This is a genomic window from Enterobacter sp. Bisph1 (assembly GCF_000814905.1).
GTDB lineage: Bacteria > Pseudomonadota > Gammaproteobacteria > Enterobacterales > Enterobacteriaceae > Kosakonia.
The window spans coordinates 175787-195147 of the sequence record NZ_JXAG01000043.1 but is presented as its reverse complement, the minus strand read 5'-3'; the positions used below and the strand labels follow the sequence as shown (position 1 = coordinate 195147).

At 55.0% G+C, this 19361-nt stretch carries 17 protein-coding genes; 13 read left to right on the top strand and 4 right to left on the bottom strand.

The window, feature by feature from the left end:
- A partial coding sequence (gene thrC, locus RW65_RS14665) for a threonine synthase (RefSeq protein ID WP_039057520.1) occupies positions 1 to 915 on the top strand: 915 nt, incomplete at its 5' end.
- A gap of 42 nt (positions 916 to 957) precedes the next feature.
- Here thrC and yaaA read toward each other — a convergent pair.
- Entirely contained in the window at positions 958 to 1731 is a 774-nt protein-coding gene (yaaA, locus tag RW65_RS14660; RefSeq protein WP_039057512.1) for a peroxide stress protein YaaA, read from the bottom strand.
- A gap of 74 nt (positions 1732 to 1805) precedes the next feature.
- A complete protein-coding gene (locus RW65_RS14655) occupies positions 1806 to 3242 on the bottom strand; it encodes an alanine/glycine:cation symporter family protein (protein WP_039057511.1) in 1437 nt (478 codons plus the stop codon).
- Positions 3243 to 3540: 298 nt separating this feature from the next.
- Here RW65_RS14655 and tal point away from each other — a divergent pair, with 298 nt between their 5' ends.
- From tal to RW65_RS14640, 3 genes are all read left to right on the top strand, one after another.
- The gene (gene tal, locus RW65_RS14650; RefSeq protein WP_039057509.1) at positions 3541 to 4494 is read left to right on the top strand and encodes a transaldolase; all 954 of its coding nucleotides are present in this window, start codon (positions 3541 to 3543) and stop codon (positions 4492 to 4494) included.
- A gap of 106 nt (positions 4495 to 4600) precedes the next feature.
- Positions 4601 to 5188 (top strand): molybdopterin adenylyltransferase, encoded by a 588-nt coding sequence (gene mog, locus RW65_RS14645; RefSeq protein ID WP_039057508.1) that lies wholly within the window; start codon positions 4601 to 4603, stop codon positions 5186 to 5188.
- A gap of 126 nt (positions 5189 to 5314) precedes the next feature.
- Positions 5315 to 6619 (top strand): MFS transporter, encoded by a 1305-nt coding sequence (locus tag RW65_RS14640; protein WP_039057507.1) that lies wholly within the window; start codon positions 5315 to 5317, stop codon positions 6617 to 6619.
- A 47-nt stretch (positions 6620 to 6666) separates the two neighbouring features.
- Here the strand turns inward: RW65_RS14640 and satP are convergent, their stop codons facing one another.
- Entirely contained in the window at positions 6667 to 7233 is a 567-nt protein-coding gene (gene satP / locus RW65_RS14635; protein WP_039057505.1) for an acetate uptake transporter, read from the bottom strand.
- Positions 7234 to 7529: 296 nt separating this feature from the next.
- Between satP and dnaK the strand changes: the two genes are divergently transcribed.
- From dnaK to nhaR, 4 genes are all read left to right on the top strand, one after another.
- Positions 7530 to 9446: a molecular chaperone DnaK gene (gene dnaK / locus RW65_RS14630; protein WP_039057504.1), complete on the top strand. Its 1917-nt coding sequence runs from the start codon at positions 7530 to 7532 to the stop codon at positions 9444 to 9446.
- Positions 9447 to 9531: 85 nt separating this feature from the next.
- A complete protein-coding gene (gene dnaJ / locus RW65_RS14625) occupies positions 9532 to 10680 on the top strand; it encodes a molecular chaperone DnaJ (protein WP_039057502.1) in 1149 nt (382 codons plus the stop codon).
- A 164-nt stretch (positions 10681 to 10844) separates the two neighbouring features.
- The gene (nhaA, locus tag RW65_RS14620; RefSeq protein ID WP_039057501.1) at positions 10845 to 12008 is read left to right on the top strand and encodes a Na+/H+ antiporter NhaA; all 1164 of its coding nucleotides are present in this window, start codon (positions 10845 to 10847) and stop codon (positions 12006 to 12008) included.
- A 21-nt stretch (positions 12009 to 12029) separates the two neighbouring features.
- Complete coding sequence (gene nhaR, locus RW65_RS14615) at positions 12030 to 12929, top strand: transcriptional activator NhaR (RefSeq protein WP_039057500.1); 900 nt, start codon at positions 12030 to 12032, stop codon at positions 12927 to 12929.
- Between the two features lie 47 nt (positions 12930 to 12976).
- On the opposite strand, the gene rpsT is transcribed toward nhaR, so the two are convergent.
- Positions 12977 to 13240 carry a 30S ribosomal protein S20 gene (rpsT, locus tag RW65_RS14610; protein WP_003856458.1) on the bottom strand — a complete coding sequence of 88 codons (264 nt, stop codon included), beginning with the start codon at positions 13238 to 13240 and terminating at the stop codon, positions 12977 to 12979.
- Between the two features lie 326 nt (positions 13241 to 13566).
- On the opposite strand from rpsT, the gene ribF reads away from it, so the two are divergent.
- From ribF to ispH, 5 genes are all read left to right on the top strand, one after another.
- Complete coding sequence (ribF, locus tag RW65_RS14605; RefSeq protein WP_039057499.1) at positions 13567 to 14508, top strand: bifunctional riboflavin kinase/FAD synthetase; 942 nt, start codon at positions 13567 to 13569, stop codon at positions 14506 to 14508.
- Positions 14509 to 14553: 45 nt separating this feature from the next.
- Complete coding sequence (gene ileS, locus RW65_RS14600; RefSeq protein WP_039057498.1) at positions 14554 to 17370, top strand: isoleucine--tRNA ligase; 2817 nt, start codon at positions 14554 to 14556, stop codon at positions 17368 to 17370.
- On the top strand, positions 17370 to 17870 hold the full coding sequence (gene lspA, locus RW65_RS14595; RefSeq protein ID WP_039057497.1) for a signal peptidase II: 501 nt from the start codon (positions 17370 to 17372) through the stop codon (positions 17868 to 17870). Before ileS ends, lspA begins: the two co-directional genes overlap by 1 nt.
- A gap of 72 nt (positions 17871 to 17942) precedes the next feature.
- The gene (gene fkpB / locus RW65_RS14590) at positions 17943 to 18413 is read left to right on the top strand and encodes an FKBP-type peptidyl-prolyl cis-trans isomerase (protein ID WP_039057496.1); all 471 of its coding nucleotides are present in this window, start codon (positions 17943 to 17945) and stop codon (positions 18411 to 18413) included.
- Positions 18394 to 19344: a 4-hydroxy-3-methylbut-2-enyl diphosphate reductase gene (gene ispH, locus RW65_RS14585; RefSeq protein WP_039057495.1), complete on the top strand. Its 951-nt coding sequence runs from the start codon at positions 18394 to 18396 to the stop codon at positions 19342 to 19344. Before fkpB ends, ispH begins: the two co-directional genes overlap by 20 nt.
- Positions 19345 to 19361: the final 17 nt, after the last annotated feature.

Genomic DNA, 19361 nt, shown 5'->3' with positions numbered 1-19361 from the left:
AAGCCGGTGACTATCCTCACCGCCACATCCGGCGATACGGGTGCCGCGGTGGCGCATGCTTTTTACGGTATGAAAAACGTTCGCGTGGTGATCCTCTATCCGCAGGGCAAAATCAGCCCGTTGCAGGAGAAACTGTTTTGCACGCTGGGTGGGAATATTGAAACCGTCGCTATCGACGCAGATTTTGATGCCTGTCAGGCGCTGGTGAAACAGGCTTTTGATGATGAAGAGCTAAAAACGGCGCTCGGGCTGAACTCGGCAAACTCGATTAATATCAGCCGCCTGCTGGCGCAGATTTGTTATTACTTTGAAGCCGTCGCCCAACTACCGCAAGAAGCGCGCAACCAGCTGGTGGTTTCTGTGCCGAGCGGCAACTTTGGCGATCTCACCGCCGGTTTACTGGCGAAATCGCTGGGTCTGCCGATTAAGCGTTTTATCGCCGCGACCAACGCCAATGACACGGTGCCGCGCTTCCTGAAAGAGGGACAATGGCAGCCTAATGCGACCCAGGCAACCCTGTCGAACGCCATGGATGTCAGCCAGCCAAATAACTGGCCGCGCGTTGAAGAGCTGTTTCGCCGTAAGATTTGGCGCTTAAACGAGCTGGGCTATGCGGCGGTGGATGATGACACCACCAAAGCGACTATCCGCGAGCTGAAAGAGAAGGGATATGTTTCCGAGCCCCATGCCGCTATCGCTTACCGCGCGCTGCGCGATCAACTGCAGCCGGGCGAGTATGGCCTGTTCCTCGGCACCGCGCATCCGGCGAAGTTTAAAGAGAGCGTAGAAGTGATTCTTGGCGAAACCCTGCCGCTGCCGAAAGAACTGGCGGATCGCGCCGATTTACCGCTGCTGTCGCATACACTGCCTGCGGATTTTGCCGCCTTGCGCAAGTTGATGATGAGCAAAGCCTAAGTTCAACTTTTCCCCCGCCTTTGGGCGGGGGAAGTTTAACGCTTACTGTTCGTGTCGCTTAAAGACCAGTTCGCCTTCTGACGAGGCGTCTGCATCAAAGAAATACCCTTCGCTATTAAAACCGGTTAACTGCTCCGGTTTCGTCAAACGATGCTCAATAATGTAACGGCTCATCAGCCCGCGCGCTTTCTTGGCGTAAAAACTGATGACTTTAAACTTGCCGTTTTTCTCATCAAGGAATACGGGCTTGATAATGCTGGCGTTCAGCTTCTGCGTTTTGACGGAGCGGAAATATTCGTCTGAGGCCAGATTGATCACGATATCGTCGCCCTGGGCGGCAATGGCTTCGTTCAGCGTGTTGGTGATGACATCGCCCCAGAACTGGTAGAGATCCTTGCCGTTGGCATTCTCAAAACGGATGCCCATCTCGAGGCGATAAGGCTGCATCAGATCCAGCGGGCGCAGCACGCCATAAAGCCCGGAGAGCATGCGCAGGTGCTGCTGGGCAAAGTCGAAATCCGCCTCGCTAAAGGTTTCCGCCTGCAGTCCGGTATAAACATCGCCTTTAAAAGCCAAAATGGCCTGACGGGCGTTTTCCAGTGTGAAATCAGGCTGCCAGTCATGAAAGCGGGTCGCGTTCAGATCGGCGAGTTTATCGCTAATGCCCATCAGCGCTTTGATTTGCGGCGCCGAGAGTTTACGTGCGCTTTCGATCAGCTGCGCAGAGTAATCCAGCAGCGCCGGCTGGGTAAAACGTGTGGTCGCCAGCGGGCTTTGATAATCGAGTGTTTTAGCAGGTGAAATTAAAATCAGCATTCTCAGTCCTTGCTGTGCGAGAAATTTCCGCCGACTGTAGCAAAAAATCCGACAGGCTTGATCGATAGTTGCAATCAGCGCGGCGCGCGAGGGATCTCATCCCAGCAGCCCGGCGCAAGCTGACGCTTGATCTCCGGGTAGCGCTTCGGGTCAAAAACAGGTACCACGCCAAGTTTACGCTGGCGCAGGTAATCGCGCGCCAGCAGGCTGACCACCGGCGATAGCAGCAGGATTGCCGTCAGGTTGGTCATCGCCATTAGCGCCATGATCACATCGCCAATGTGCCAGATAACCGGCAGATGGAAAAGTGAGCCCAGCAGGATCATGACGATCACGGCCGTGCGCAGCAGCGCGATATTCCTTGCGCTATTGCGGCGTAAAAAGATCAGATTATTTTCCGCGTAGGTGTAGTTCGCCACCACCGAGGTAAAGGCAAATAGTGTAACGATCACGGCGACAAATCCGTCGCCCCAGCTGCCAACAAGCGCTTCCATCGCCTCCTGAAGCAGCTGTGTGCCGCTGATAGCGAGAGTGTCGGGGGCCGCATTAGCAAGTAATAGAATAAGCGCGCTGCCGGTACAGACCAGAAAAGTATCCGTGACGACGCCGATCATCTGCACGATTCCCTGAGAAACGGGATGGGGCGGCCAGGATGCAGCGGCGGCTGCGGCGTTGGGTGACGAACCCATTCCGGATTCGTTGGCAAATACGCTGCGCTGAAAGCCGCTGGTGATCGCCTGGCTCAGCGTCCATGCCATGGTGCCCGTTGCCGCTTCCTGCCAGCCAAACGCGCTTTTGAAAATGTTCTCGAAAACGGCAGGCAGCAGCGTAGCGTGCCAAAGACTGACGCCGAAACTGGCCAGGATCCACATCAGCGCCATCGCTGGCACTACCCACTGCAACATCCGCGTAATGGTTTTTAGCCCCTTGAGCATATAGAGCAGCGCCGCTGCGGCCAGCGCCAGGCCAGTGACCAATTCGGGTACGTTCCATGCGTAACGGATGGCGTGAGCCATCGAACTGGATTGGATGGCGTTAAAAAACAGACCGTATGAGAGCAGCAAAAAGAGGGCGAACAGCACGCCCATCCAGCGCATTCCCAATCCGCGCTCCATATACCAGGCCGGACCGCCGCGTAGCTGCTGATTGGCATCGCGCTCTTTGTACAGCTGCGCCAGCGAACACTCAGCAAAACTGATGAACATACCGATAATGGCGGACACCCACATCCAGAAAATCGCACCGGGTCCGCCGGTGGTCAGGGCAAACGCCACACCGGCCAGATTGCCGGTACCGAGCCGGGTTGCCAGGCTCAGGCATAACGCTTGATATGCCGACAGCGAGCCCGGTTCTGCCAAACGGCCATTTTTCAGACTTTGAGCAAAATCGCGAATAAAACGGAAGGGAACAAACCGGCTACGAAAGGCAAACCAGATACCTGCCGCCGCCAGCAGGTAGACCATTAACGATCCCCACAGTATTTCGCTGATAAATGAGAAAAATTCTGGCATTAACATTCCTCTTGTTGATGCCGGGGGGTTAACCGGGGAAGGGGCTAACGAGAAATATGCATCACATGGCTGGCACGAAACAATGAAAGTTTACCATACATTTTTCAGAGCATTACCAGCGGTTGCGCTGGCAGTGCGTCGTGTTATCATCAGGGCAGACCGGTTACATCCCCCTAACAAGTATACTCGTCATACTTCCCGTTCAGGTGCGCTGGCTGTGTTTTTGCGCCAGGCGTAGCAACGCGTCGTCGCGCTTCGCGTGGAGTATTCAGGGTATCGTTTAAAGAGAAACACTATCATGACGGATAAATTGACCTCCCTGCGTCAGTACACCACAGTCGTGGCTGATACCGGAGATATCGCGGCAATGAAGTTGTACCAGCCGCAGGATGCGACAACCAACCCATCTCTGATCCTTGGGGCAGCTCAAATCCCGGAATACCGTAAACTGATTGACGACGCCGTGACCTGGGCGCGCAGCCAGAGCAGCGATCGCGCACAGCAGATTGTTGATGCCACGGATCGCCTGGCGGTAAATATCGGTCTGGAAATCCTCAAACTGATCCCTGGCCGTATCTCTACCGAAGTCGACGCACGCCTTTCCTATGACACCGAAGCCTCTATCGCCAAAGCTAAACGCCTGATCAAAATGTACAACGATGCGGGCATCAGCAACGATCGTATCCTGATCAAACTGGCTTCCACCTGGCAGGGGATTCGCGCCGCTGAGCAGCTGGAAAAAGAGGGTATCAACTGTAACCTCACCCTGCTGTTCTCCTTTGCACAAGCGCGTGCGTGCGCCGAAGCGGGCGTGTTCCTGATCTCCCCGTTTGTTGGCCGTATCCTCGACTGGTACAAAGCCAATACGGATAAAAAAGAGTATGCGCCGGCTGAAGATCCGGGCGTGGTATCCGTCACGGAGATTTATCAGTACTACAAACAGCACGGGTATGAAACCGTGGTGATGGGCGCAAGCTTCCGTAACACTGGTGAAATCGTTGAGCTGGCAGGCTGTGACCGTCTGACCATCGCCCCGGCGCTGCTGAAAGAGCTGGCGGAAAGCGAAGGCGCAATTGAGCGTAAACTCGCTTACAGCGGCGAAGTGAAAGCCCGTCCGGAGCGCATCACCGAAGCGGAATTCCTCTGGCAGCACAACCAGGATCCGATGGCGGTAGATAAACTGGCGGATGGTATTCGCAAGTTTGCCGTTGACCAGGAAAAACTGGAAAAAATGATCGGCGATCTGCTGTAATCTTCAGGCGTGGCCGGATCCCCGGTCACGCTTCTTCTCTGCGAATTGTTTGCTTCTCCCCTCAGCGTGTATCATTTCGTTAAATTGTTTTTTGCACGGAATGACTATGAACACACTACGCATTGGTTTAGTTTCGGTTTCCGATCGCGCCTCCAGCGGCGTTTATCAGGATAAAGGTTTACCTGCCCTCGAAGAGTGGCTGGCGAGCGCTCTGACCACCCCGTTTGAGATTGAAACCCGCCTGATCCCCGATGAGCAAAGCATCATCGAGCAAACCCTGTGTGAGCTGGTGGACGAAATGAGCTGCCATCTGGTGTTAACCACCGGCGGTACCGGGCCCGCGCGCCGGGATGTGACGCCCGATGCGACGCTGGCGGTCGCCGACCGTGAAATGCCGGGGTTTGGCGAACAGATGCGACAAATCAGTCTTAACTTTGTGCCGACCGCGATCCTCTCCCGACAGGTGGGCGTTATTCGCAAGCAGGCGCTGATCCTTAATTTGCCCGGCCAGCCGAAGTCGATTAAAGAGACGCTGGAAGGACTCAAAGGGGCGGATGGCGAAGTGAAAGTGGCGGGCATTTTTGCCAGTGTACCGTATTGTGTACAGTTACTGGATGGGCCCTACATTGAAACCGACCCGCAAGTAGTAGCATCTTTCCGCCCTAAGAACGCGCATCGCGAAACTTTATCCTAAAAAAGTGACGCTGATAAAATAAGCGGTATCGGCGCTGGAGTGTTAATTTATTTACGGTATAGTAATTTTTAATTTACAGAATACGTAAAAATCACATTAACACTCCTTCCTTACTAACGGTCCGCTATGTCAAATTACACACGCCCTCTGAACCGACAGGATTATAAAACCTTAACGCTCGCGGCCCTTGGCGGCGCGCTGGAGTTTTATGATTTCATCATTTTTGTTTTCTTTGCCGCCGTCGTCGGCGAACTCTTCTTCCCGCCGGATATACCCGACTGGCTGCGCCAGGTGCAAACCTTTGGCATTTTTGCCGCCGGCTATCTGGCGCGTCCCCTTGGCGGCATTGTGATGGCGCACTTTGGCGATCTGGTCGGGCGTAAAAAGATGTTTACCCTCAGCATCCTGCTGATGGCGCTGCCGACGCTGGCGATTGGCTTGTTACCGACCTATGCCTCGATGGGCATTATTGCGCCGTTACTGCTGCTGTTGATGCGGGTGCTGCAAGGCGCAGCGATTGGCGGTGAAGTGCCTGGCGCCTGGGTGTTTGTCGCAGAACATGTTCCGGCGCGTCGCATTGGCATTGCCTGCGGCACGCTGACTGCAGGGCTGACGGTGGGCATTTTACTGGGTTCAGTCGTGGCGACGCTGCTAAATACCAGCATGACGCAGCAGGCCATTCATGATGGCGGCTGGCGTATCCCGTTCCTGCTCGGCGGTGCATTTGGTCTGGTGGCGATGTACCTGCGCCGCTGGTTGCAAGAGACGCCGATTTTCCTCGAAATGCAGCAGCGCAAAGCGTTAGCCCAGGAGCTACCGGTTAAATCCGTGGTGCTGAAACATAAAAAAGCGGTGGTGGTCTCCATGCTGCTGACCTGGCTGCTCTCCGCCGGGATCGTGGTTGTCATTCTTATGTCGCCGGTTTGGCTGCAGAAACAGTATGGATTCGCGCCAGCGTTAACGTTGCAGGCGAACAGTATTGCTACCGTTATGCTCTGTTTCGGCTGCCTCGCCGCCGGGCTGCTGGTGGATAAATTCGGTGCCAGCCGCACGTTTATTGTCGGCAGCCTCCTGCTGGCCGGTTCCAGCTGGTTTTTCTATCACTTAGTGGGCAGCCACCCGGAGCAACTGTTTCTTTTATACGGTTTGGTGGGCCTGTGCGTGGGCGTGGTGGGTGCTGTGCCGTATGTCATGGTGCGCGCCTTTCCGGCCGAAGTCCGCTTCACTGGTATTTCGTTTTCCTACAATGTGTCGTACGCCATTTTCGGCGGACTAACGCCGGTTGCGGTAACGATGTTGATGGGCGTCTCGCCGATGGCTCCCGCCTGGTATGTGCTGGCGTTGTCGCTAATTGGCCTCGGGCTGGGGATTGTGCTGCGCCAGGACCTTCATCATGAAAAAGTGGCTGAAGGCGCGGTTCAGCAGTTATAGAAAAACGGAGCCAAAGGGCTCCGTTTTGTTTTCTGAAGGCGGAGAACTTAGTGTTTTTCGCCAATCGGCAGGACTGTGCGCTCGAACTGTTCGTTCAGCACTTCGCCCATCGCCAGATAGATTGCGCTGGCACCACATACCAGACCTACCCAGCCTGCAATGTGGACAATGCCTTCGTTATCGGCCAGGTGGCCAATCGCCAGCAGGGCAAACAGCACGGTCAGGCTCAGGAACACGAACTGCAGTACGCGTGCGCCTTTCAGCGTGCCGAAGAACATAAACAGGGTAAACACGCCCCAGATAGCTAAATACACGCCCAGGAAATGGCCGTTAGCCGCGTCTGCGAGACCCATTTTCGGCAACAGCAGAATCGCCACCAGCGTCAGCCAGAAAGAACCGTAAGAGGTGAACGCGGTCAGGCCGAAGGTGTTGCCTTTTTTATACTCAAGCAGGCCGGCAAAAATTTGTGCAATACCACCGTAGAAAATGCCCATCGCCAGGATAATGCCATCCATCGGGAATAAACCAATATTGTGCAGGTTAAGCAGAATAGTGGTCATGCCGAAGCCCATTAAGCCCAGCGGAGCCGGATTAGCCAACTTAGTGTTGCCCATAATTCCTCAAAATAAACCAATTATGAAAAGGGAAAATGAAAGCCCCGCGTCCGTGTAGAGGTGACGGGGCGCGGCATCATAAATAGCGCTATGTCACCTGTCTATGATCTGAACAGGTGTAAATTAAAAAATTTTTTACCGCTCCCCCTTGATGACCGGCCGTGCGACCCCATCTTGTAGTCAACCGCAGTGTGTGAGCTTGAAAAAAAACGATACAAGGGAGTTGAAACCGCACGTTTCGCCCTTATTACAGGTTCACAACCACATGATGACGATTTTTTAGTGGAGACGTTTAGATGGGTAAAATTATTGGTATTGACCTTGGCACAACCAACTCTTGTGTAGCCATTATGGATGGTGCTCAGGCGCGTGTGCTGGAGAATGCTGAAGGCGACCGCACCACGCCTTCGATTATCGCTTATACGCAGGATGGCGAAACTCTGGTAGGTCAGCCGGCTAAACGTCAGGCAGTGACGAACCCGCAAAACACCCTGTTTGCGATCAAACGCCTGATTGGCCGTCGCTTCCAGGACGAGGAAGTCCAGCGTGACGAATCTATCATGCCGTACAAAATCATCGCGGCCGACAACGGCGATGCGTGGATTGATGTAAAAGGCACTAAAATGGCACCGCCGCAGATCTCTGCGGAAGTGCTGAAAAAAATGAAGAAAACCGCCGAAGATTACCTGGGTGAACCGGTAACTGAAGCTGTTATCACCGTTCCGGCTTACTTTAACGATGCGCAGCGTCAGGCGACGAAAGACGCTGGCCGTATCGCGGGCCTGGAAGTAAAACGTATTATCAACGAACCGACGGCGGCAGCGCTGGCCTACGGTCTGGATAAAGAGACCGGCAACCGTACCATCGCGGTTTATGACCTCGGCGGCGGTACTTTCGATATCTCTATCATCGAAATCGATGAAGTTGACGGCGAAAAAACCTTCGAAGTTCTGGCAACCAACGGTGATACCCACCTGGGTGGTGAAGACTTCGACAGCCGTTTGATCAACTACCTGGTGGAAGAGTTCAAGAAAGATCAGGGTATCGATCTGCGTAACGATCCGCTGGCGATGCAGCGTCTGAAAGAAGCCGCTGAAAAAGCCAAAATCGAGCTCTCTTCCGCGCAGCAGACCGACGTGAACCTGCCGTACATCACCGCAGACGCGACCGGTCCGAAACACATGAACATCAAAGTGACTCGCGCCAAACTGGAAAGCCTGGTGGAAGACCTGGTTAACCGTTCTATCGAGCCGCTGAAAGTTGCGCTGCAGGATGCTGGCCTGTCCGTATCCGACATCAACGACGTGATTCTGGTCGGTGGCCAGACGCGTATGCCGATGGTGCAGAAAAAAGTCGCTGAGTTCTTTGGTAAAGAGCCGCGTAAAGACGTTAACCCGGACGAAGCGGTCGCTATCGGTGCTGCGGTTCAGGGCGGTGTATTGACCGGTGAAGTAAAAGACGTTCTGCTGCTGGACGTTACCCCGCTGTCGCTGGGTATCGAAACCATGGGCGGCGTGATGACTGCGCTGATCAACAAAAACACCACTATCCCGACCAAGCACAGCCAGGTGTTCTCGACGGCGGAAGACAACCAGTCTGCGGTAACCATCCATGTGCTGCAGGGTGAGCGTAAACGTGCGTCCGATAACAAATCGCTGGGCCAGTTCAACCTCGATGGCATCAACCCGTCTCCGCGCGGTATGCCGCAGATTGAAGTGACCTTCGATATCGACGCCGACGGTATTTTGCATGTCTCTGCGAAAGACAAAAATACCAACCGCGAACAGAAAATTACCATTAAGGCTTCTTCTGGTCTGAACGAAGAAGAGATCCAGAAAATGGTACGTGAAGCGGAAGCGAACGCCGAATCTGACCGTAAGTTCGAAGAGCTGGTGCAGACCCGTAACCAGGGCGACCATCTGCTGCACAGCACCCGTAAGCAGGTTGAAGAAGCAGGCGACAAGCTGCCGGCCGAAGACAAAACTGCTATCGACGCTGCGCTGAGCGAGCTGGAAACTGCGCTGAAAGGCGAAGATAAAGCCGCAATCGAAGCGAAAATGCAGACGCTGGCACAGGCTTCGCAGAAGCTGCTGGAAATCGCGCAGCAACAGCACGCGCAGCAGCAGGCGGGCGCAGCTGATGCTTCTGCAACCGGCGCAAAAGATGACGACGTTGTTGACGCCGAGTTCGAAGAAGTCAAAGACAAGAAATAATCGCCCTGATGCAGGGTAGATAACCAGCACGGGCGTCGGAGTTTTCTCCACGCCCGTGCTCGTATGTTAAGGGGCAGATAAACCGATGGCGAAGCAAGACTATTACGAGATTTTAGGCGTTCCGAAATCCGCGGAAGAGCGTGAAATCAAAAAGGCGTATAAACGCCTGGCCATGAAATATCACCCGGACCGCAACCAGGGCGATAAAGAGGCCGAAGCAAAATTTAAAGAGATCAAAGAAGCCTACGAAGTCCTGACCGATGCCCAAAAACGTGCGGCTTACGATCAGTACGGTCATGCGGCCTTTGAACAAGGCGGCATGGGCGGCGGTGGTTTCGGCGGCGGCGGCTTTGGCGGCGGCGGCGCAGACTTCAGCGATATTTTTGGCGACGTATTTGGCGATATCTTCGGCGGCGGACGTGGCCGGCAGCGCGCGGCGCGCGGCTCCGATTTACGCTACAACATGGATTTAACGCTGGAAGAAGCGGTTCGCGGCGTCACCAAAGAGATCCGTATTCCGACCCTCGAAGAGTGCGATCTGTGCCACGGCAGCGGCGCGAAAGCGGGTACGCAGCCGCAAACCTGTCCGACCTGTCACGGTTCCGGCCAGGTACAGATGCGCCAGGGGTTCTTTGCCGTACAGCAGACCTGTCCGCACTGTCAGGGACGCGGTACGCTGATTAAAGATCCGTGCAATAAATGTCACGGCCATGGGCGTGTAGAAAAATCGAAAACCCTGTCCGTTAAAATCCCCGCAGGCGTAGACACCGGCGATCGCATCCGTCTGAGCGGCGAAGGCGAAGCGGGCGAACACGGCGCACCGGCAGGCGATCTGTACGTTCAGGTGCAGGTGAAACAGCACCCAATCTTTGAACGCGAAGGCAATAATCTTTACTGCGAAGTGCCGATTAACTTTGCCATGGCGGCGCTGGGCGGCGAAATTGAAGTGCCGACGCTGGACGGCCGCGTGAAGCTGAAAGTGCCGGCTGAGACGCAGACGGGCAAACTCTTCCGTATGCGCAGCAAAGGTGTGAAATCCGTTCGTGGCGGCGCGCAGGGCGATCTGCTGTGTCGCGTGGTGGTAGAAACGCCGGTTGGCTTAAACGACAAGCAAAAACAGCTGCTGCAGGATCTGCAGGATAGCTTTGGCGGCCCGACGGGGGAACATAACAGCCCGCGCTCCAAAAGCTTCTTCGACGGTGTGAAGAAATTCTTTGACGATTTAACCCGTTAATTTTTCTGCACGACATGCTTTCGAGCCCGGCTTATGCCGGGCTTTTTTATCTCTTTTCAGTATTACTCGGAAAAAGAGAGCTTATTGGCAGCTATAATCTGTTTTTGACGAGGATTGGAGCGGAGTAAGATAGCCGCCACGATGTTAAAGGGACTGGAGAACACATGAAATTTTTGCAACGCTTCTTTAGCAGCGATGCCTCGGGCGGCATTGTGCTTATTTTTGCGGCGGCGCTGGCAATGCTGTGCGCCAACCTGGGCGCAACCCAGGAGTTATACAGCTCTTTTCTGCAAACGCCCGTTGAGCTGAAGGTCGGCTCGCTGGAGATCAAAAAAGATATGCTGCTGTGGATCAACGATGCGCTGATGGCAATCTTTTTCCTGATGGTCGGCCTGGAAGTGAAATATGAGCTGATTCAGGGCACCCTCGCCAGCCGCCAACAGGCGGTTTTTCCGGTTATCGCCGCGCTCGGCGGCATGGTTGCACCGGCGCTGATCTTCCTGCTGTTTAATTATAACAACCCGCTGGCAAGCCACGGTTGGGCCATCCCTACCGCCACCGATATCGCCTTCGCCCTCGGCGTACTGGCGCTGCTCGGGAACCGGGTTCCGCCGGTGTTAAAAGTATTTTTAATGGCGTTGGCGATTATCGATGATTTGGGTGCGATTATCATTATTGCGCTGTTCTATACCCACGATCTCTCGACGCTGGCGCTGACCGTTGCGGCCGGAGCGATTGTGGTTCTGGCGATTATGAACGCCCTCAATATCCGCCGCGTTGGGCTGTATATGCTGGTTGGCGTTGTCCTGTGGACCGCGGTGCTGAAGTCCGGTGTGCATGCGACGCTTGCGGGGGTGGTGGTTGGTTTCTTTGTCCCACTAAAAGAAGAGAACGGCGTTTCGCCGCTGCACCAGTTGGTTGATGCCATCAATCCGTGGGTTGGCTGGCTAATTCTGCCGCTGTTTGCCTTTGCCAATGCGGGGGTCTCTTTGCACGGAATGTCTCTCTCCGGGCTGGGTGACGTTTTACCGCTGGGGATTATCGCTGGTCTGGTTATCGGTAAACCGCTGGGAATCTCTCTTTTCTGTTGGCTGGCGCTGCGTCTAAAACTGGCGAGGCTGCCGCAGGGCGCGGTGTTTAAACAAATTATGGCCGTCGGTGTGCTGTGCGGTATCGGCTTTACTATGTCTATCTTTATCTCCTCGCTGGCCTTTGGCGATGCGCATGCCGATATGGTCGCCTGGAGCAAGCTTGGCATTCTGACGGGCTCCATCATCTCGGCCGTAACGGGTTACTGCCTGCTGCGTACGCGTATCATCCGTACCTGACGGCGAGCGGGGCAGAAGGCGATGTCGTACATTAATTACAATCATCTGTATTACTTCTGGCATGTCTATCGGGAAGGCTCCGTCGTTGGCGCGGCGGAGGTGCTTTTTCTGACCCCGCAAACCATCACCGGGCAGATCAAAGCGCTGGAAGAGCGCTTACAGGGCAAACTTTTTAAGCGTAAGGGAAGGGGGCTGGAGCCTACCGAGCTCGGGGCGCTGGTGTTCCGCTACGCCGATAAAATGTTTGCCCTGAGCCAGGAGATGCTCGACATCATTAACTACCGTAAAGAGTCAAACCTGCTATTTGATGTCGGCGTCGCCGATGCCCTCTCGAAACGGCTGGTGAGCGGGATTCTGGATACGGTGGTGCAGGACGGAGAGCAGATACATTTGCGCTGCTTTGAATCTACCCATGAGCTGTTGTTAGAGCAACTGAGCCAGCATCAACTGGATATGATCATCTCCGACTGCCCCATCGACTCCGCGCAGCAGGAAGGGCTGTTCTCGATAAAAATTGGCGAGTGCAGCGTCAGTTTTTGGTGCAGCAGCCCGCCGCTGAAAAAACCTTTCCCGGCCTGTCTTGAAGAACGGCGCTTATTAATTCCCGGGCGTCGTTCCATGCTCGGACGCAAGCTGATGAACTGGTTTAACGCGCAGGGGTTGCAGGTGGAGATATTAGGCGAGTTTGATGATGCGGCATTGATGAAGGCTTTTGGCGCAACGCACAACGCCATTTTTGTCGCCCCGACAATGTATGCCGATGACTTCTACGCTGACGATCGGATGGTTGAGATAGGGCGGGTAGAGAATGTGATGGAGGAGTATCACGCCATTTTTGCCGAACGGATGATCCAGCATCCGGCGGTGCAGCGCATCTGTCATCGGGATTATTCGGCGCTCTTTACGCTAACGCAGAAATAAAAAAACCCGCCTGAGCGGGTTTTTTCACAAAGCCAACAGCCCAGCGATTAAGCCAGTTTGTTGATCTGTGCGGTCAGGTTAGCTTTATGACGCGCTGCTTTGTTTTTGTGGATCAGACCCTTAGCGGCCTGACGATCCACGATCGGTTGCATCTCATTAAATGCATTCTGCGCAGCGGCTTTGTCGCCAGCTTCAATAGCTGCGTATACTTTCTTGATGAAAGTACGCATCATTGAGCGACGGCTAGCGTTGTGCTTGCGAGCCTTTTCAGACTGAACGGCGCGCTTCTTAGCTGATTTGATATTAGCCAAGGTCCAACTCCCAAATATGATCTATATGGACAATTCAAAGGCCGGGGAATATGCCCTTTTAGCCTTCTTTTGTCAATGGATTTGTGCAAATAAGCGCCGTTAAAAGACAGCGCTCGTTACGTAGTGATGGCGCAGGATTCTAACAGCTTGCGTGTCGCGAATACAGCTTTTCCACCATAAAAATCGTTAACTAAGGCAGATTTTCTGAGCAATGACCGACAGCCTGATGAAATCCTTCTCCTTTCTGGCGCTGAGAGGCAATCGCCGGTTAACGTTGCCCGTTGTACAAGGTATAATCCGGCGATTTTCACTGTTTTGAGCCAGACATGAAGCTGATACGCGGCCTACATAATCTCAGCCAGGCACCGCACGGGTGCGTGCTGACTATTGGTAATTTCGATGGTGTACATCGTGGCCATCAGGCGTTGCTGGAAGGGCTTCGCGCCGAAGGGCGCGCCCGTGGCTTGCCGGTGGTAGTGATGATTTTTGAGCCGCAGCCGCTGGAGCTGTTCGCCGGGGATAAAGCCCCTGCGCGCCTGACCCGCCTGCGTGAAAAGCTGCGTTTGCTGGCCGAGTGCGGCGTCGATTATGTGCTCTGCGTGCGCTTCGACCGCCGTTTTGCGGCCTTCACCGCACAAACCTTTGTCAGCTCGCTGCTGGTCGATCGCCTCGATGTGAAATTTCTCGCAGTGGGCGATGATTTCCGTTTTGGCGCTGGTCGCCAGGGGGATTTCTTGTTATTACAGAAGGCGGGTGAAAAGTATGGTTTCAGCGTCACCAGCACGCAAACCTTCTGTCAGGGCGGCATGCGCGTAAGCAGTACGGCAGTAAGGCAGGCACTGGCGGAGGATAACCTGGCGCTGGCTGAAAATTTACTCGGTCACCCCTTTACCATATCCGGGCGCGTGGTGCACGGTGATGAACTGGGGCGTACCATTGGCTTTCCGACGGCGAATTTGCCGCTCCGCCGTCAGGTCTCCCCGGTTAAAGGGGTATACGCGGTCGAAGTGGCAGGGCTTGGCGATACGCTCCTTCCAGGCGTCGCCAATATTGGCACGCGGCCAACGGTCGCCGGCGTGCGTCAGCAGCTGGAAGTGCATTTATTAGACGTTGTAATGGACCTCTATGGGCGCCATATAGATGTTGTACTGCGTAAAAAATTACGCAACGAACAGCGATTTGCCTCGCTTGACGAGCTCAAAGCGCAAATTGCCCGAGACGAGGTAGCAGCCCGCGCATTTTTTGGGCTATCTAAACCGGCTTCTTAAGGCCTGGTGGTATTAATCAAACCGAAATACGGAACCGAGAATCTGATGAGTGACTATAAATCTACCCTGAATTTGCCGGAAACAGGGTTCCCGATGCGTGGCGATCTCGCCAAGCGCGAACCGGGAATGCTGGCGCGCTGGACCGATGATGACCTGTACGGCATCATCCGTGCGGCAAAAAAAGGCAAAAAAACCTTCATTCTGCATGATGGCCCTCCTTATGCGAATGGCAGCATTCATATTGGTCACTCGGTTAACAAGATTCTGAAAGACATTATTGTGAAGTCCAAAGGGCTCGCAGGTTTCGACTCGCCTTACGTTCCGGGGTGGGATTGCCACGGTCTGCCGATTGAACTGAAAGTTGAGCAGGAGTTCGGCAAGCCGGGTGAGAAATTTACCGCCGCCGAGTTCCGCGCCAAATGCCGCGAATACGCAGCTACCCAGGTTGACGGTCAGCGTAAAGACTTTATCCGCCTCGGCGTACTGGGCGACTGGTCGCATCCGTACCTGACCATGGATTTTAAAACCGAAGCCAACATCATCCGTGCGCTGGGTAAAATCATCGGTAACGGCCACCTGCTTAAAGGTGCCAAACCTGTGCACTGGTGCGTCGACTGCCGTTCTGCCCTGGCGGAAGCGGAAGTCGAGTATTACGACAAAACTTCTCCGTCGATTGATGTCGCGTTTCACGCCGTCGATCAGGATGCGGTAAAAGCGAAGTTTGGCGTATCGTCTGTCGCAGGCCCGATCTCACTGGTTATCTGGACCACAACACCGTGGACGCTGCCGGCCAACCGCGCTATCTCCTTGTCGCCGGAGTTTGATTATGCGCTGGTGCAGGTAGAAGGCCAGGCGCTGATCCTTGCAAAAGATCTTCTTGAAGGCGTAATGAAACGCATCGGCGCGGCTGAATACAGCGTGCTGGCGACGGTGAAAGGTGCCGAGCTTGAGCTGATGCGCTTTAAGCATCCGTTCCTCGATTTTGATGTGCCGGCGATCCTCGGCGATCACGTTACGCTGGAAGCCGGTACCGGTGCGGTACATACCGCCGGTGGTCACGGCCCGGATGACTATACCATCAGCCTGAAATACGGTCTGGAAATCGCTAATCCGGTCGGTCCGGATGGCACCTATTTGCCGGGCACCTACCCGACTCTCGATGGTGTTAACGTCTTTAAAGCCAACGATCTGATCGTGGCTCTGCTGACGGAAAAAGGCGCGCTGCTGCACGTTGAAAAAATGCAGCACAGCTATCCGTGCTGCTGGCGTCACAAGTCACCGATCATCTTCCGTGCCACGCCGCAGTGGTTCGTCAGCATGGATCAGAAGGGGCTGCGTGCGCAGTCGCTGAGTGAAATCAAAGGCGTACAGTGGATCCCGGACTGGGGCCAGGCGCGTATCGAATCGATGGTCGCTAACCGCCCGGACTGGTGTATCTCCCGCCAGCGTACCTGGGGCGTGCCGATGTCCCTGTTCGTGCATAAAGACACCGAAGAGCTGCATCCGCGCACGCTGGAACTGATTGAAGCGGTTGCTCAGCGCGTAGAAGCCGATGGCATTCAGGCATGGTGGGATCTCGATCCGCGCGACATTATGGGCGATGACGCCGATCACTACGTCAAAGTGCCGGATACGCTGGATGTCTGGTTTGATTCGGGTTCCACCCACGCGTCCGTGGTCGATGTGCGCCCGGAATTTGCTGGTCACGCGGCAGATATGTATCTGGAAGGGTCGGATCAGCATCGCGGCTGGTTTATGTCCTCGCTGATGATCTCCACGGCGATGAAAGGCAAAGCGCCGTACCGCCAGGTGCTGACCCACGGTTTTACCGTTGATGGTCAGGGACGCAAAATGTCCAAATCCATCGGCAATACCGTCTCTCCGCAGGATGTGATGAACAAACTCGGTGCCGATATTCTGCGTCTGTGGGTCGCTTCTACGGACTATACCGGCGAGATGGCGGTCTCCGACGAGATCCTCAAACGCGCCGCCGACAGCTATCGTCGTATCCGTAACACCGCCCGCTTCCTGCTGGCGAACCTGAACGGTTTCGATCCGGCGAAAGATATGGTGAAGCCGGAAGAGATGGTGGTGCTGGACCGCTGGGCCGTTGGCTGTGCGCAAGCGGCGCAGGAAGAGATCGTGAAAGCTTACGATTCCTATGACTTCCATGAAGTCGTGCAGCGTCTGATGCGCTTCTGCTCCATCGAAATGGGGTCGTTCTATCTCGATATCATCAAAGATCGCCAGTATACGGCGAAAGCGGACAGCGTCGCGCGTCGCAGCTGCCAGACCGCGCTGTATCATATCAGCGAAGCGCTGGTGCGCTGGATGGCACCGATCATGTCCTTTACCGCCGATGAGATCTGGGGTTATCTGCCAGGCTCTCGCGAGAAATACGTCTTCACCGGTGAATGGTACGACGGCCTGTTTGGCCTGGCCGAAAGCGAAGCGATGAACGATACCTTCTGGGACGAGCTGCTGAAAGTGCGCGGCGAAGTGAACAAGGTTATCGAGCAGGCGCGCGCCGACAAGAAAGTGGGCGGTTCGCTGGAAGCGGCGGTTACGCTGTTTGCCGAGCCGGAACTGGCGGCGAAGCTGACGGCGCTGGGGGATGAATTGCGATTTGTCCTGTTGACCTCCGGGGCGAAAGTTGCGGATTATGCCAGCGCTTCTGCGGATGCACAGCAGAGCGAGATGCTCAAAGGGCTGAAAGTGGCGCTGAGCAAAGCCGACGGTGAGAAATGCCCGCGCTGCTGGCATTACACCCATGATGTCGGTCAGGTGGCGGAACACGCAGATATCTGCGGACGCTGTGTAAGCAACGTCGCCGGTGACGGCGAAAAACGTAAGTTTGCCTGATGAGTAAATCGATCAGTTCAACTGGGCTGCGCTGGCTGTGGCTGGTAGTGGTCGTGCTGATTATCGATCTGGGCAGCAAATACCTGATCCTCCAGCATTTCGCGCTGGGGGATACGGTATCGCTGTTCCCGTCGCTTAATTTGCACTACGCGCGCAACTACGGCGCGGCATTTAGCTTTTTGGCGGACAGCGGTGGCTGGCAGCGCTGGTTCTTCGCGGGTATCGCCATCGGTATCTGTGTGGTGCTAACGGTATTAATGTACCGCGCAAAGGCCTCGCAAAAGCTGAACAATATCGCCTACGCGCTGATTATTGGCGGCGCGCTGGGTAATCTGTTCGACCGTCTGTGGCATGGCTTTGTCGTCGATATGATCGATTTTTATGTCGGCGACTGGCATTTTGCTACCTTTAACCTTGCCGATACCGCAATTTGTATCGGTGCTGCGTTGATTGTGCTGGAAGGTTTCTTGCCTTCTGCGGCAGCGAAGAAGCACGCATAAGAATATCGCTTTCCAGGCCCGGTTGCTCACGCTTCCGGGCAATCTTTCAGCGAAAATATAAGAGCAACCTGCATGTCTAAATCCGTACAGAGCGATAGCGCGGTGCTGGTGCACTTCACCCTTAAGCTCGAAGATGGCTCTCTTGCCGAGTCAACCCGCAACAACGGCAAGCCGGCGCTGTTTCGTCTCGGCGATGGTTCACTCTCCGAAGGACTGGAACAACATCTGCTTGGCCTTAAGGCCGGAGAGAAAGCCGTATTTTCTCTCGAGCCAGACGCCGCCTTCGGTACGCCGAGCCCGGATCTGATCCAGTATTTCTCGCGCCGTGAATTTATGGATGCGGGTGAGCCGGAAATCGGGGCGATTATGCTCTTTACCGCAATGGACGGCAGCGAAATGCCGGGCGTGATCCGCGAAGTTAATGGTGACTCGATTACCGTTGATTTTAACCATCCGCTGGCGGGCAGAACCGTTCATTTTGATATCGACGTGCTGGAAGTTGATCCGGCACTGGAGGACACAAATGCAGATCCTGTTGGCTAACCCGCGCGGTTTTTGTGCCGGGGTTGACCGCGCTATCAGCATTGTTGAAAACGCGCTGGCTATTTATGGCGCGCCGATTTATGTGCGCCATGAAGTGGTGCACAACCGCTATGTCGTTGACACCTTGCGTGAGCGCGGCGCGATCTTTATCGAGCAAATCAGCGAAGTGCCGGACGGCGCAATTCTGATTTTCTCCGCTCATGGCGTCTCTCAGGCGGTACGTAACGAAGCGAAAAGCCGTGATTTAACGGTGTTTGACGCCACCTGTCCGTTGGTGACAAAAGTGCATATGGAAGTGGCGCGCGCCAGCCGCCGTGGCGAAGAGGCTATCCTGATTGGCCACGCCGGACACCCGGAAGTTGAAGGCACCATGGGCCAGTACAGTAACCCGAAAGGGGGCATGTACCTGGTGGAGTCGCCGGACGATGTCGGTACGCTGAATATCAAAGATGCGGGCAAGCTGTCGTTTATGACGCAAACCACGCTCTCGGTTGATGATACGTCGGATGTGATTGATGCGCTGCGTGCGCGTTTTCCACAGATCGTCGGCCCGCGTAAAGACGATATTTGCTACGCCACCACCAACCGTCAGGAAGCGGTACGCGCGCTGGCGGAGCAGGCGGAAGTGGTGCTGGTGGTCGGTTCGAAAAACTCCTCAAACTCTAACCGTCTGGCTGAGCTTGCGCAGCGGATGGGCAAAGCGGCCTACCTGGTTGATGATGCATCAGATATTCAGGAAGCCTGGGTTCAGAATATTCGCTGCGTTGGCGTTACCGCCGGCGCGTCGGCCCCGGATATCCTGGTGCAAAACGTGATTACCCGCTTACAGGCGCTGGGCGGCGGCGAAGCCATTACCCTCGAAGGCCGCGAAGAAAATATCGTTTTCGAAGTGCCAAAAGAGCTGCGGATGGATGTTCGCGAAGTCGAATAAGCTTTTCCGCCAGGCTT

Coding starts and splice junctions, on each gene's coding strand:
- yaaA (WP_039057512.1), bottom strand. CDS start 1,731: ATGCTGATTTTAATTTCACCTGCTAAAACACTCGATTATCAAAGCCCG.
- RW65_RS14655 (WP_039057511.1), bottom strand. CDS start 3,242: ATGCCAGAATTTTTCTCATTTATCAGCGAAATACTGTGGGGATCGTTA.
- tal (WP_039057509.1), top strand. CDS start 3,541: ATGACGGATAAATTGACCTCCCTGCGTCAGTACACCACAGTCGTGGCT.
- mog (WP_039057508.1), top strand. CDS start 4,601: ATGAACACACTACGCATTGGTTTAGTTTCGGTTTCCGATCGCGCCTCC.
- RW65_RS14640 (WP_039057507.1), top strand. CDS start 5,315: ATGTCAAATTACACACGCCCTCTGAACCGACAGGATTATAAAACCTTA.
- satP (WP_039057505.1), bottom strand. CDS start 7,233: ATGGGCAACACTAAGTTGGCTAATCCGGCTCCGCTGGGCTTAATGGGC.
- dnaK (WP_039057504.1), top strand. CDS start 7,530: ATGGGTAAAATTATTGGTATTGACCTTGGCACAACCAACTCTTGTGTA.
- dnaJ (WP_039057502.1), top strand. CDS start 9,532: ATGGCGAAGCAAGACTATTACGAGATTTTAGGCGTTCCGAAATCCGCG.
- nhaA (WP_039057501.1), top strand. CDS start 10,845: ATGAAATTTTTGCAACGCTTCTTTAGCAGCGATGCCTCGGGCGGCATT.
- nhaR (WP_039057500.1), top strand. CDS start 12,030: ATGTCGTACATTAATTACAATCATCTGTATTACTTCTGGCATGTCTAT.
- ribF (WP_039057499.1), top strand. CDS start 13,567: ATGAAGCTGATACGCGGCCTACATAATCTCAGCCAGGCACCGCACGGG.
- ileS (WP_039057498.1), top strand. CDS start 14,554: ATGAGTGACTATAAATCTACCCTGAATTTGCCGGAAACAGGGTTCCCG.
- lspA (WP_039057497.1), top strand. CDS start 17,370: ATGAGTAAATCGATCAGTTCAACTGGGCTGCGCTGGCTGTGGCTGGTA.
- fkpB (WP_039057496.1), top strand. CDS start 17,943: ATGTCTAAATCCGTACAGAGCGATAGCGCGGTGCTGGTGCACTTCACC.
- ispH (WP_039057495.1), top strand. CDS start 18,394: ATGCAGATCCTGTTGGCTAACCCGCGCGGTTTTTGTGCCGGGGTTGAC.